This window comes from Streptomyces sp. 891-h, assembly GCF_022760275.1.
In the GTDB taxonomy this organism is placed as follows: domain Bacteria; phylum Actinomycetota; class Actinomycetes; order Streptomycetales; family Streptomycetaceae; genus Streptomyces; species Streptomyces spirodelae.
In genome coordinates, this window is sequence record NZ_CP050693.1 from 6,711,285 (window position 1) to 6,724,347 (window position 13,063).

A 13,063-nucleotide genomic window follows, 5' to 3' on the forward strand; every position below is an offset into this window, starting at 1 on the left:
GACATCCGGTTCGGCTCCCTCACGGCTGTGGCTGGGGTAGTGTCCAAACGTTTTCCCGCAGTTGGGTGACGCCCCCCTCCGAGCGTGGGCGCATCCCATGGGCACCGCACCAGCAGCACAGGCACCGCCGACTGAGGAGCGCATGTGTTCGACCGGAACGGGCTGCCGAGAGCCGCAGCGACCATACTTTCCCTCGCACTCGTCTCCGGGTGCGGTTCGCTCCCCGGCGGTGGTGGGGACGAGGAGCGCAAAATCGTGGTCGGCACCACCAGCGAACCCAGTTCCCTCGATCCGGCTGCTGCCTGGGACGGCTCCTGGGAGCTGTACCGGAACATCTTCCAGACCCTGATGACCATTCCCAACTCCGGCGCCACGCCCGAGCCGGAGGCCGCCAAGGAGTGCGGCTTCACCGACTCGGCCAGCCGGGTCTACCGCTGCGTACTCCGCAAGGGACTGAAATTCTCCAGCGGCAGGCCGCTGGACGCGCAAGCGGTCAAGCACTCCTTCGACCGCGTCACCGCCATCGACTCCCCTTCGGGCCCGGCGGCGCTGCTCGCCAACCTCCGGCAGGTCGAGGCCAAGGGCAGCCGTGTGGTGGTCTTCCGGCTCGAGAAGCCGGACGCGACCTTCCCGTACATCCTCTCCACCCCCGCGACGTCCCTCGTCGATCCGGAGGACTATCCGGACGCCACCCTGCACCCCGGCAACACGGCCACCGGTTCCGGTCCGTACGAGCTCACCAGCTACGAGCCGGGGGAGCGGGCCGTGCTCACCAGGAACGACGACTACAAGGGCACCGCGAAGATCCGGAACGACACGGTCACCATCAGGTACTACAAGCGGTCGACGCAGATGGTCAGCGACTTGAAGGCCGGCCGGACAGACCTCACCTACCGCGGTCTGACCCCCGAAGAGATCATGGAGTTCCAGGACGCCGCCACCGAGGGGGACACCTCCATCGACCTGAGTGAGATAACCGGTTCCGAGGTGCACTACCTGGTCTTCAACCCGAAGGACAAGCAGGCCGCCAAGCCCGCCGTACGCCGCGCGATAGCCCAGATAGTCGACCGCGAGAAGCTGGTGCGCAAGGTCTACGACCGGACCGCAGAGCCGCTCTACTCCATGGTGCCGACAGGCGTGACCGGGCACACCAACGCCTTCCTCGACCGCTACGGTGAGCCCGACACCAAGAAGGCCCGCAGGATGCTCAGGGAAGCGGGTATCACCGACAAGGTCCACCTCACCCTGTGGTACGCCAACGACCGCTACGGGGACTCGGCCGGCCGGGAGTTCGCCGAGCTGAAGGAGCAGCTGGAGGACTCGGGACTCTTCGAGATCACCCTCAAGTCACGCCCCTGGGACGCGTTCCAGAAGGGCTACCTCAAAGGCGAGTACCCGGTCTTCGGCCGTGGCTGGTCCGGCGACTTCCCGGACGCCGACACCTACATCACGCCCTTCGTCGGCGAGAAGAACGCGATGGGCGCCCCCTACCGGAACCGGAAGCTGACCGAGGAACTGCTCCCGTACTCGCGCCGGCAGAGCGACCGCGGCGCGGCCGGACAGTCGTTCGCGAGGGCACAGCGCCTGATGGCCGACGACGTACAGCTGCTGCCGCTGTGGCAGGGCAACGTCTACATCGCGGCCGAGAAGGACGTCGCCGGTGTCGAGTGGGCGATCGACGCCTCGATGATCATGCGCATGTGGGAGCTGTACAAGAAGTCGAACTGGTAGGCGGCCGACGGGCTGTCAGTGCCGGGCGGTACCTTCGGGACGATCAATGAGCACCACCCCCGAGAGTCCCCAAGAGCACCACCGCAGCGGAGGTACCAGCGCGTGAAAGAGATGCTGCCCCAGTCCTGGCAGGGCGTCCTCGGCGAGGAGACCGAGAAGCCCTACTTCAAGGAGCTGGCGGAGTTCGTCGAGGAGGAGCGGGAGCGCGGGCCGGTCTACCCGCCCCGTGAGGAGGTCTTCGCCGCCCTCGACGCGACGCCGTACGAGCAGGTGAAGGTGCTCGTCCTGGGCCAGGATCCGTACCACGGCCCGGGCCAGGGCCACGGGCTGTGCTTCTCGGTGCGCCCGGGCGTCAAGACCCCGCCGTCGCTGCGGAACATCTACAAGGAGATGCGGGACGAGCTGGGCCACCCCGTCCCCGACAACGGCTATCTGATGCCATGGGCCGAGCAGGGCGTGCTGCTGCTGAACGCGGTGCTGACCGTACGCGAGGGCGAGGCCAACTCGCACAAGGGCAAGGGCTGGGAGAAGTTCACCGACGCCGTCATCCGGGCCGTCGCCGACCGCCCCGACCCGGCGGTGTTCGTGCTCTGGGGCAACTACGCGAAGAAGAAGCTGCCGCTCATCGACACCGAGCGGCACGCGGTGGTGCAGGGCGCCCACCCCTCGCCGCTGTCGGCCAAGCGGTTCTTCGGCTCCCGGCCCTTCACCCAGATCAACGAGGCCGTCGCGGCGCAGGGGCACACCCCCATCGACTGGCGGATCCCCGACCTGGGCTGAGCCACGCGGGGCTCCTCCCTGGGTGAGCGCCATTGTCAGTGGTGGCCGTTAGCGTCGTATGTGCCGGTGGATGGCGACCGGGAACCGGCAGATGGCGAACGGGAGGAGCCCCCTCGTGGCGGAGGCCCAGCAGGACGCGCCCCAGGGCGACCAGGACGCGACGATGGTCAGAATCGGCCAGGCGATCATGCTGCACCGCGGTGGAGACCGGGAAGAGGCCCGGAACCGCTTCGCGGCGCTGTGGGCGGAGACCGATGTGGAAGCCGACCTGTTCCACCGCTGCACCATCGCGCACTACATGGCGGACACCCAGGACGACCCGGCCGACGAGCTCGCCTGGGACCTGCGAGCCCTGGCCGCCGCCGACGCGCTGGACCGGGACCGGGTCAGCTGGGGCGAGCACCAGCTCGCGGTCCGCTCGCTCTACCCCTCGCTGTACCTCAACCTCGCCGCCGACCACGTCAAGCTGGGCGACGAGGAGGCGGCCCGCTGTGAGCTGGAGCGGGCACGGAGCAGGCTCGACGCGCTGCCCGCCGATGCGTACGGGGAGGGCATCCGCGCCGCCATCGTGCGCCTGGAGAAGCGGATCGCCGACGGCGCCGCCTCACCCGGCGAGGGGAGGCGCGGTCCGGGCGACGGCGCGGGCCCTGTGTTGTAGCCCGTCGGTGCTGTACCGCGTCGGTGCCGTGGCCGCACTCTGCGGTCACCGGCTTTGTGCCGTCCCCGGCCCTGTGCCGTGGTCGTCCTTCCGGTGTGGCTGGCCCATTGCCGCAGGCGGCTCTCTGTGTGGCCGTCCCGGCTGCCGTAGCCAGCTCTCTTTCGTGGCCGCCCGATCCTCGTGACCGCCGCCCCTGTGCCGCACGCGGCTCTCTGCCGTATTCGGCCCGTGCAGTGCAGCGCTTCTGCCACCTCCGCGACGGTGAGGCAGCCCCGCGACAGTCGCCGAGGCCCGATGGTGGCCGGCGCCCCGTCAGTGCGGCTCATCTCCCATACGCTTCCCGGCAGATCCGCGCCTGCGCGCTGTCCGCATCCCAGCGCCCATAGGCCTCACCCAGCTCGCACACCCCGGCGCCGTGCCCCGCGCCGGGCCGCGCGGGGCCGTGGTGGCGGTGGTGCTCGTCACGGCCGCCCCCGCCGCCGCGCCGCTCGCCTCCCGGGTGCGCGTGGCCCAAGCCCCCGCCACCGGCTGCCGGGCCCTGTCTCCGGTTGCGCGGCACCGGAAGTGGAGCGTGCTGCTGCCCCGAACCGGCTTCCGCGCCCCCAGCGGACCCGCTACCGCCCGCACGGGGAGCGGTCCCGCCCGTGCGTGCGGTTCCGTCGCGCCGGCTGCCCGGGGAGGCGTCCTGGCGGGGAAGGCGGGACAGCCCCTCCTTCGTGGGCGGCCGTACCAGACGGGTCGGCGCCGCACCCCGGCCGGGAGCTGAGGAGTGCTGGGTCGAGGGCCCGTCGCCGGGCCCGGCGGGGTTCCCGGAGACGGTGATGCACCCTGTCGCGGCCGAGAGCGCCACGCCCGCGACGGCCATGGCTTTCGTCATACGTGACACTCCGGCAACTCTTCCCACCCGCGCCCCGGTACGGAAGTCCCCCCACGGGTGATCGCGGAGCGCTCAGAAGCCGGTCGCTCCGTCGATGCGCTCCCGCAACAGGTCGGCGGGGCCGTGCGCGTGCGTACTCGCCGATCATGTGCAGATAGACCCATCGCGGAGAGGCGGTTGACCTCGCGCTGCCAGACGGCCGGCGCCTCGGCGCCCGTCTCCGCGTCGCCGAATCCCTCATGCTTCGCGGCAAGGCCCAGGCGGCGTGCGGGGTGGGAGCTCTGCCCGTTCCCGGGCGCACGTATGCTGCGCAGGCGCAGTCACCCGTGCCGCAGTGAGGGAGGGCCCGTGAGGATCGGTGTGATAGGTCTCGGTGACATCGCCAAGAAGGCGTACCTGCCGGTGCTCATGGCCCAGCCCGGCCTCGAACCGCATCTGGTCACCCGTGATCCGGCCACGCTGGCGACCCTCTCGGACGCCTACCGGGTGCCGGCCGCCCACCGGCACACCGGCCTCGAGGGGCTGCTCGCCGCTCGCCCCGACGCCGCCTTCGTGCACGCCGCCACCAGCGCCCACCCGGAGCTGGTGCGCCGGCTGCTGGACGCGGGCGTCCCCACCTACGTCGACAAGCCCCTCGCCTACGACCTGGCCACCTCGCGCGCCCTCGTGGAGCTGGCCGAGCGGCGCCGCACCAGCCTCGCGGTCGGCTTCAACCGGCGTCACGCGCCCGGATACGCGCAGTGCCTGGAGCACCCGCGGGATCTGATCCTCCTCCAGAAGCACCGGGTGGGCCTGCCCGAGGAGCCCCGCACGATGGTGCTGGACGACTTCGTCCACGTCGTCGACACCCTCCGCTTCCTCGCTCCGGCCGAGGCCGACCACATCGCCGTACGGGCCAGGGTCCGAGCCGGGCTGCTGCACCATGTGGTGCTCCAGCTCGCAGGCGAGGGCTTCACCGCGCTCGGCGTGATGAACCGGCTCTCCGGGTCGGCCGAGGAGATCCTGGAGGTCTCCGGCCAGGACACCAAGCGCGAGGTACGCGATCTGGCTCAGATCACCGACCACAAGGGCCAGCCCAGTGTCCGGCGCCGGGGCGACTGGGTGCCCGTCGCCCGCCAGCGCGGCATCGAAGGGTGTGTGCTCGCCTTCCTCGACGCCGTACGCCAGGGCCGGACGCTGAGCGCGCGGGACGCCCTGCGCACGCACGAGCTGTGCGAACGCGTCGTCACCGACGTGCTGGAACAGTCGAGCTGAACTCCGCCCGGCCCTTCCCGCGGCCGCCTTGACCACCGCTGCGAAGCCGGCTGTCGGCGCCGCGGCCACGCACCGCCCGCACGCCCTCGACCGCGCCGTACGCCGCGAGCGAGCTCAGCGCCAGCCACACCGTCCAGTCGCCGAGACGGACGTAGAGCGTCGTGCCCGTGGCCATCGGCACCTCGGTCAGTCGCGCCGCGCTGGTTTCCGTGCCCATCGGCGCCCCGGCCCGCTCGCCGTCGGGACCGTAGAGGGCGCTGACGCCGGTGAGCGTCGCGTGCACCATGGGCCGACCCGACTCGGCGGCCCGCAGCGCCCCCAGCGTCGCGTGCTGCTCGGGTGCCCAGGTGTGCTGGAAGGTCGACGTCGAGGACTGCGCCACCAGAATCTGGGCGCCGTCGGCCGCCAGGTGCCTGCTCATGTCGGGGAACGCCGTCTCGAAGCAGACCAGCGGGCCGAACCGCAGCCCGTCGGCCCGCATCACCACAGGCTCCTGGCCACGCCGTCGGTCCTCGTCCGCCGCCCGGCCCACCGAGGTGGCCCAGCCGAGCAGCGACCTGGCGGGGACGTACTCGCCGAACGGGACCAGCCGCATCTTGTCGTAGCGCTGCCCGGTCAGGCCGTGCTCGTCCACCAGGATGGAGCTCTTGTAGATGCCCGGCCGGTCGGCGCGCCGCGAGTCGACGTTCACCAGCAGGGGTGCGTCCGTCAGCCGGGAGAGCGCGGCCAGCCTGCGGACCAGCGCGGGATGGCTCCCCAGGTCGTAGCCGACGCTGCTCTCGCCCCACACCACCAGGTCCGGGTGTCGGCCGGCCAGCTGCCGGGTCAGCTCCTCACCCCGCTCGAACCGCTCCTGCCGCGACTGCGTCTCCCCGATCTGTACGACGGCGATCCGCGTGCTGCCCGCGGGCTCGGGCCGTGGGGCCCACAGCCAGACGGCGCCGGTGAGAACGGCGACGGAGACCAGCGACACCACGGCCACCCGTCGGGCGCGCGGCACGGCCAGCAGCGCCGCGGCCACGGTGTTCACCGCGACCACCAGGAAGCTCACCAGCCAAACGCCGCCCACCGAGGCCAGCCGCAGCGCGGGCCGCACATCCCACTGGCTCGCCCCCAACAGCCCCCACGGGCCGCCCAGGTACTCCCAGGACCTGACCAGCTCCGCCAGCAGCCACCCCGAAGGGATCAGCACCACGGCCGCCGCCAGCCGCCCGCCACCGGGGGTGCCCGCCAGCAGCCGGTGCACCAGCCAGCCCCACGGCAGCCACAACAGCCCCAGCAGCGCCGCGAGAAGGAGGATGAACACATGCAGGCTCGGCATCAGCCAGTGGTGCATCGCCAGCATGAAACCCGTGCCGCCCAGCCAGCCCGCGAACGCGGCGGCACGGCCCGAGGGCGCGGCGCGCAGCAGCAGCAGCCACGGCACCAGCGCGACATACGCCAGCCACCACAGCGCGGGCTCGGGGAACGCCAGCACGGGCAGCGCGCCCGCCACCAGTGGCAGTGCCGGGCGCGCCCAGCGGGGCGCCGGCCACGGACGCATGGACCCCCTCCTTCATCCGGCGATCTTCCGGTCTCGATCACCAGTGTGCGGGAGGGTACGCGCGCGAGCGAGAGGGCGCACAGGCCCGCTACGGCGTGGGCACCGGCCGGCGGCTCGCAGGGGCACGGGGCCCCGGGACGACCACGGCCGGCACCGCTGCCTGCGGCGCGTGCCGCGAGGCGAACTCCGCCTCCGCGGTACGGCCCGCCCCGTGGGACCTGTGCCCGTGCCGCTCCTGCCGCTGTGCCGGCGGAGTCTCCTCCGTACGTGCCTGCCGCGCGCTGTCGGAGGTCAGGACGACCAGGCCCCAGGCGGCCACCGCGCCGGCGCCCACGGCCAGCACCGTGCCCACCGCGCCGTACCGGAAGCCCTCGCCCAGCAGCAGGATGCCGGCGGCCGCGGCGACCACGGGGTTGGCGACGGTGGCGGTGGCCAGCGGGGTGGCCAGGCCACCGTCCCGGTAGGAGGCCTGCGAGCTCGCCAGACCGGTCACCGCCAGCACCACCGTGAGCGCGGCGAGCGGCACGGAGGCGGCCAGGGGCTCGGAGGTCCAGCTGTCGGCGAGCGTCTTGACGAAGACCGACGCGGCGCCGTACGCGATCCCGGCGGCCAGTGCCAGGGAGACGCTGCGCAGCGCGACCACGCGGTTGCCGGGGCGGCTGCCTCCTATCCGCCGCGCCGCCACCGCCGTGCTCACCAGCAGTGCGACGGAGCCCAGCACCCAGGCCGCCAGGGCCAACTGGCCGCCGCCGTCCAGGGAGCCCGTGCCCCGGTCGCTGGTGAGCAGCAGAATCCCGGCCAGCCCGGCCGAGACCAGTACGATGCCCCGCCACGCGGCCGGGGTCACCGGCCGCCGCCCCAGGAGGGCGGCCATCGGCGCCGCGAGGACGAGCGTGAGTACGCCGAGCGGCTGGACGACCGTCAGCGGCCCCAGACCGAGCGCCACCACGTGCAGGAGCGCACCCGAGCCCTGCAGCACGGCCGCGGTCCACCACATTCCGGAGCGCAGCAGCCCCCACCGGCTCGCTGCCGTCGTCGTGGCGAGCCGCTCCTGCACTATCGCGGCGAGCGCGTAGCTGATGGCGGACACCAGGGACAGCAGCACCGCCATGGTCAGCGCACTCATATCCGGTCCGTGCTGCGCGGATTGGGCATCGGATTCATGACTTCCACGATTCCGTGCCCACGGTGATCTGTCGTCACCTGTCAGGATCGTCTTGATGTACAGCCACAGGAGTAGGGCAGGTGGTCGTATCCCCCTGCCAGGTGACATCCGGGTGTGGGACCAGGGTCGTAACGACGGCTAGGGCTGTGCCGGGAGCGGCCCTTCGCCCGAGACCTCGACCGGTCCGAACCCGCTGCCCAGCAGGGTGACCTGGCAGACGCGCCCGTCGGCCAGCCGCAGCCGCGCCGTGTCGCCCTCCAGTTCGGTCCACAGCGGCTCGCTGCCCTCCGGCCTGATGGTGCCGGACCAGGCGGTTCCGGGGCCGGTGGTCTCCGTGAACAGCGCCGCGTCGACGGGCACCTCGGCGGCTCCGGTCAGCAACGTCGCGGGACCACGGTAGAAGTTGTCCATACGGCCAGTGTGGCAGTCCGTGTCCCACCTGGCACTGTGGTGACAGGGTGATCGCTCGCCGCGAACCGGCCAAACCCGCTTTCCTGCCCGCGGTGGACGGGCCGTGCGGCTGCCTGCCCGCCGCGGTCGGGTGAACTCGGCTCTCCGCCTGTCGCGGACTGACGGAACCCCGCCGCCCGCGGTGCGGGAGACGGGGCCCGACTGCCGACGTGCCGTATGTGACCTGCTGTTCGGCCGAAGCCTCAGAACTTGTTCTTGCAGTAGTTCTGTGCGGCCGGGCTCAGCAGCGGGAGGAGGATGGGATTGCCGCAGACGTTGGTGCCCACGTTCACCGGGATCTGGATGTTGTCCCCGGACAGGTTGCCGGGTGATTTACCGGTTTTGCCTACGACCGGATCGTCGGCGACGGCCGTGCCGGCGGTGGAGCCGAGCAGGGCCGTGGCGCAGAGCGCGCCGACTGCGATGGCGGTACGAATACGCATGGTCTCTCCCAGAGAGAGGTGGTTGTTGTCTCCACGCCCACCGTGTGCGGCTCCAAAGGCGCCGCGCATTTCGGACTACTCCGGGCGGGTGTTCGTGTTGGTACCGTGCGTGGCCGAGGGGACTCGTGCGGGGCACGGAAAGGGGGCCGCAGGTGAACGGGGACCGGTCCACGGACAACACCGCAGGTCAGGGGGCGGGGGAGCCGGGTGTGCTGCCCGGCAGTGAGCCGGTGGCCGGGCGGCGGGTGCTGTGCCGGATGTGCGGCCAGCCGCTGCGCGACCGCGCCTCCCGGCTGTGGGGCCTGGGCCCCGACTGCCGACACAAACTCGCCCTGCGGACCGCCCCCACACCGCCCCCGCAGGAGGTCGACCAGGACGCGCTGCCCGGACTGTGATCCGGAATTCCCGCCCGTGGCCTGGTTCTCGCCTGCGGGCTGGTTCTCGCCTGTGGGCTGGTTCTCGCCTGTGACCTGGTTCTCGCCGGTGGGCTGGTTTCCGCCTGTGACCCGGTTTCCGCGTGTGATCCCGGATTCCGGGGACCCGGTGGGAATCATGGGGGAGTCCACCGGCGAAAGGCAGCACCGTGTCCCAGCCCCCGCAGCCAGGACCGCACCGCGACGGCCGCCGCTCCCGCCGTCGCCCCCGCTCCGGTACGGAGCCTGTGACCGCGCGCAGCGACATCTGGCTGCGCACTCTGCTGTCGTCCATCGGGGTGCCGTTCTTCGCCGCGGCCACGGCGCTGTTCGCTTGGTGGGCCGCCGTCTCCGACAGCCACAGCACCCCCAGCGACCGGCTCCTGACCGTGCTGGCCGCCGTCTGCGGGGCGCTGACGCTGGGCGCGGCCGTCGATCTGCTGGTGCTCAAGCGCCGCCGACGGCAGGAGCGCGAGGAGCGCGGACGACCGTGAGTCGCGCCCGGCAGCTCGGCTTCGCGGCGACGCCCGGCCGTTCAGCTTCGCCGGGCCGGGCCGCTCAGCCGACCGACTCGCCCGCGTGCGGGCTGAGCACGCCCGCCGCCATCAGCGCGAACAGCGCCAGCCCCAGCAGGATGCGGTAGATGACGAACGGCATGAAGCTGCGGGTTGAAATGAACTTCATGAACCAGTACATCAATTCAAGTCTGCGGCGGCTTTGACCTGCGCCTTCATCCACTCCATGAGTGGTGATGGGAGAGAAATGGGAGACGCCTCCCACAGGCGTTCACCCTCCCGGGCGACAAACCGCAGCCACCTGGCCTGCAGCGTTTCCATGATGGCCCGCTCCATGCCCGTTGTCACGTTCGCGTACAGGCCCTCCACGCCGGCCACCTCGTGACCCATGCGGGTCTCCGTGGCGATCCGGCTGTGCCCGTCCTCGTCCAGCCACTCCTTATGGCCGTGCCGAAGCAGATACAGGCGCTTCCCTGCATACCCGGTCGCCGGAAGCTCCGGCACCGGTCGCCGTGAGCCGGCCGTCTGCTCCTTCCCCTTCCACACGCGGTCGTACTTCTCGCGGCTCTCCCGACCGTCGGCGATGGGGCGCCAGTAGTGGTAGGTGAAGTTGGCGTTGGCGAGCGACCCGCCGCCGATCGCACGGAAGACGGTCGGAGCCTCATGCGAGGCGAGGAGCATGTCCAGCAGCTCCGCCAGGAACGGCGGCAGCACCAGGTCCCGGTAGGACTCGTACTTCGGCGGGAACAGCGCGATGGGCCCTGTGCCGTTCTCCCGCTGGTACTGCCACTGGACACGCAGCGCCGGCATGGGATCGGCCCCGCGGTAGCGCTCCAGGGCCTCCTCGCGCCGCTCCGCGTCCGGGTCCGACGTCGGCCATACCGGGTGGCAGAACTCGCGGCGCAGAGCGTACAGCTCACCGGGACGCATCCCGGTGAACGGCATCGTGTACATGAAGACGTACCCGTCGAGCCCCCAGAAGGCCAGCGCGTTCAGTGCGAGACGGTGCACGTCCTCGACGCGCAGCTCGCGCTTCTTCTCACGCGGCTTCTTCTTGTACTTCCCGCGGCGGCTCTTGCGCTTCACGGGGGAGGCGGCCCGCAGCCCGTCGTCGACCGCGTCGTCCATCATCATCGAGAAGACCAACAGGATCTCCTGCGCGTACCGGGGGCCGACGTTCGGTTTGGCCTTCAGCTCCTTCTCCCACAGCCGGTACTGGCTGGGTTTGATGTCGCCCACAGGAACGTCGCCCCACCGCGGCTCGATGTACAGGCGGATGTACGACTTGACGTTGTGTAGGCGCAGGTGGCCGACGTCGAGGGTGTCGGGCCAGGTGCGGCAGTAGTCCCGCATGAGGATGGAGCCGTCACGCCGGCTGATGTACCGGTCGTTGCGGACGTCGGCTTCCCGGTCGAGCCCGTAGTCGTATGCCTCCTGCTCGTCCCATTCGGTGGACGACTTGGAGTCGTAGATCTTCTTGCCGGTCTCGGGGTCTACCCGTCCGGTGTCCCATCGCACTCGAACGCTTCGGCCTCGCCGCTCGATGTACGGCATCATGCGCTCCTTCGGTTCGGCGGTGCGCGGCGGGCACCCCCTGTCCGCCGCGCTTTCCCGCTCGACCGCGCTATGCCAAACGCCCGATGATGCACGCCTGGCAGGTTGCGCAGTCTCCTCCCTGACGCCTGATCATGTCTCGCACAATGCCGCGGATGCGGGCGTCATGCTCGACTCTCGGCGTCGCTGCACACACGATTCTGTCATCGATCTTTCCTCGGAAGCCGTAGAACTCGGCCCCGAGGTCCAACGTGACCATGTCGTGAGGCATGGGCTCCCCCTTCCCGGAAGCGCTGGGGAACCTCCCAAGTGGTCGCCAATAGTGGCATATTCAACTGCTCTTGCAATTGCATCCGTTACGGGAGTTACGGGAGTTACGGGAGTTACGGGAGTGACGTAACAAGTTGGTGAACGGCAAAGGTTGTACGCCTAACCCAACTTTCCCTGCCGCTGCAGCTCCTCAATGACGCGCTGCTTGAGCTTCCGGATCTCACTCGCGGTCAGGTCCGTCGTGGCGACAACAGCGTCCTGTACGGCCCGCTCGACTGCGCCCTGCAGGTCCTCTTGCGCGACGGGGGAGAACACGGCCCCGCTGGGCCCGGCCTCGACAAGAGTGGGGCTGCCGCCGCGCAGGATCTCTCGGCATGAGCCTGCAGCCCAGCCGAGTGCGGGCTCGATCTTTCCGTAGGTGCTGTCGCGGACGGACTGGCCGGCCTCGACCTGGTTGTAGGTGTTGATGTTGAGGTCGGCGTCGCGGGCGACGTCGACCTTCGTCTTTCCGAGTTGCGTGCGCCGCAGCTGTACCTGCTCGGCCAGCCGCTGGCGGTCTTCCTTCGCTGTGGAGGGCATGGGCTGCATCTTCTCAGGAACGCCTAGGAACCGCCAGGAAGGTCTGTAATCGGCTGGTTCCTGTCCGTAGCGCTACCACCAGAAACAGCGAGAAACATCTATGTTACTCGGGAGTCCTACTAGAAACCGCTAGAAGAAGCAGCTACCTTCTCTTCATGGAACAACCCCCAGCCACCTACCAGGTGAACGGGGCGGCTGTCCGACACATCCGAATGCGCCACGGGCTCGACCAGAAACAAGCGGCACGTGCGGCAGGCATCACTGCCAGTTACCTCAGCCGCCTGGAGACCGGGACCCGCACCCAGATGAGGCCGGACACCTACGCCGCACTCCGCACAGCCCTATGCGCCACCGACGACCAACTCCTCGCACCAATCGACGAGGAACCAACACGCGAAAAGAGGTGACCATGTCTCCCCGCTCGACCCCCACGCCCCGCGGACTCGAGACCTACTACACCGTCAAGCAGGCCACCGTCCGACTCGGCATCGCCACAGAAGACGAGTCCGACTGGAGCGGTCAGAAGTGGCTGCGTGACGGAGCCAACCGGCCGGCCGACGGCAGCAAGGGGGAGCCGTTCCCCTGCACCCGCATGGCCGGGAAGTTGATGTTCTCCGAGTCGCAGCTCGCGCAGATCGCGGAGATGCACGTCAACGCTCCCGAGCGCCGCGGACGCGTCCGTAAGGCCCGCAAGCCGGCTGTGAAGAAGCCGACTCCGTGTGACGCCGAGCTGGCTGCGACTGCCTGAGCGGCAAGCGGCCCCAACCGCCGAGCTTCCACACACCGGCAGCAGGGGCCTCGATCCACCACCAGAACCCTGAAGAACAGGAG

The 13,063-nt window shown here is 70.4% G+C and carries 14 protein-coding genes and 1 pseudogene; 8 read left to right on the forward strand and 7 right to left on the reverse strand.

Annotated features, from left to right (window positions below):
• Nucleotides 1–144: 144 nt before the first annotated feature.
• The 4 genes from HC362_RS29480 to HC362_RS29495 all read left to right on the forward strand — a co-directional run bounded on the left by HC362_RS29480 (nt 145) and on the right by HC362_RS29495 (nt 5,300).
• Entirely contained in the window at nt 145–1,731 is a 1,587-nt protein-coding gene (locus HC362_RS29480) for an ABC transporter substrate-binding protein (RefSeq protein WP_243087200.1), read from the forward strand.
• A gap of 102 nt (nt 1,732–1,833) precedes the next feature.
• Nucleotides 1,834–2,511, forward strand: a complete 678-nt coding sequence (locus HC362_RS29485) for a uracil-DNA glycosylase (protein ID WP_279240150.1) — start codon at nt 1,834–1,836, stop codon at nt 2,509–2,511.
• 115 nt (nt 2,512–2,626) lie between these two features.
• Nucleotides 2,627–3,169, forward strand: a complete 543-nt coding sequence (locus HC362_RS29490) for a hypothetical protein (protein WP_243087201.1) — start codon at nt 2,627–2,629, stop codon at nt 3,167–3,169.
• 1,225 nt (nt 3,170–4,394) lie between these two features.
• A complete protein-coding gene (locus HC362_RS29495; RefSeq protein WP_243087202.1) occupies nt 4,395–5,300 on the forward strand; it encodes a Gfo/Idh/MocA family oxidoreductase in 906 nt (301 codons plus the stop codon).
• Here the strand turns inward: HC362_RS29495 and lnt are convergent.
• The 4 genes from lnt to HC362_RS29515 form a co-directional block, all read right to left on the reverse strand.
• Complete coding sequence (lnt, locus tag HC362_RS29500; protein WP_243087203.1) at nt 5,272–6,843, reverse strand: apolipoprotein N-acyltransferase; 1,572 nt, start codon at nt 6,841–6,843, stop codon at nt 5,272–5,274. The genes HC362_RS29495 and lnt overlap by 29 nt on opposite strands.
• Nucleotides 6,844–6,931: 88 nt before the next feature.
• Nucleotides 6,932–7,969 (reverse strand): DMT family transporter, encoded by a 1,038-nt coding sequence (locus tag HC362_RS29505; protein WP_243087204.1) that lies wholly within the window; start codon nt 7,967–7,969, stop codon nt 6,932–6,934.
• Nucleotides 7,970–8,146: 177 nt separating this feature from the next.
• The gene (locus tag HC362_RS29510) at nt 8,147–8,419 is read right to left on the reverse strand and encodes a hypothetical protein (RefSeq protein WP_209267342.1); all 273 of its coding nucleotides are present in this window, start codon (nt 8,417–8,419) and stop codon (nt 8,147–8,149) included.
• Nucleotides 8,420–8,661: 242 nt separating this feature from the next.
• Nucleotides 8,662–8,901, reverse strand: coding sequence for a chaplin (locus tag HC362_RS29515; protein WP_243087205.1), 240 nt, complete (start codon nt 8,899–8,901; stop codon nt 8,662–8,664).
• Between the two features lie 152 nt (nt 8,902–9,053).
• On the opposite strand from HC362_RS29515, the gene HC362_RS29520 reads away from it, so the two are divergent.
• Nucleotides 9,054–9,296 (forward strand): DUF6011 domain-containing protein, encoded by a 243-nt coding sequence (locus HC362_RS29520; RefSeq protein WP_243087206.1) that lies wholly within the window; start codon nt 9,054–9,056, stop codon nt 9,294–9,296.
• A gap of 188 nt (nt 9,297–9,484) precedes the next feature.
• A complete protein-coding gene (locus HC362_RS29525; RefSeq protein WP_243087207.1) occupies nt 9,485–9,808 on the forward strand; it encodes a DUF6343 family protein in 324 nt (107 codons plus the stop codon).
• 64 nt (nt 9,809–9,872) lie between these two features.
• Here the strand turns inward: HC362_RS29525 and HC362_RS29530 are convergent.
• The 3 genes and pseudogenes from HC362_RS29530 to HC362_RS29540 form a co-directional block, all read right to left on the reverse strand.
• Nucleotides 9,873–10,013 (reverse strand): annotated as a pseudogene (locus HC362_RS29530) (undecaprenyl-diphosphatase); the annotation flags it as partial.
• The gene (locus HC362_RS29535) at nt 10,010–11,383 is read right to left on the reverse strand and encodes an integrase (protein ID WP_243087208.1); all 1,374 of its coding nucleotides are present in this window, start codon (nt 11,381–11,383) and stop codon (nt 10,010–10,012) included. The gene HC362_RS29535 and the pseudogene HC362_RS29530, both read right to left, overlap by 4 nt.
• Nucleotides 11,384–11,812: 429 nt before the next feature.
• On the reverse strand, nt 11,813–12,232 hold the full coding sequence (locus tag HC362_RS29540; RefSeq protein ID WP_243087209.1) for a hypothetical protein: 420 nt from the start codon (nt 12,230–12,232) through the stop codon (nt 11,813–11,815).
• A gap of 155 nt (nt 12,233–12,387) precedes the next feature.
• Between HC362_RS29540 and HC362_RS29545 the strand changes: the two genes are divergently transcribed.
• Together HC362_RS29545 and HC362_RS29550 are read left to right on the forward strand one after the other, a co-directional pair.
• Nucleotides 12,388–12,639: a helix-turn-helix transcriptional regulator gene (locus tag HC362_RS29545; protein ID WP_279240151.1), complete on the forward strand. Its 252-nt coding sequence runs from the start codon at nt 12,388–12,390 to the stop codon at nt 12,637–12,639.
• Between the two features lie 2 nt (nt 12,640–12,641).
• Entirely contained in the window at nt 12,642–12,980 is a 339-nt protein-coding gene (locus HC362_RS29550; protein ID WP_243087210.1) for a hypothetical protein, read from the forward strand.
• Nucleotides 12,981–13,063: the final 83 nt, after the last annotated feature.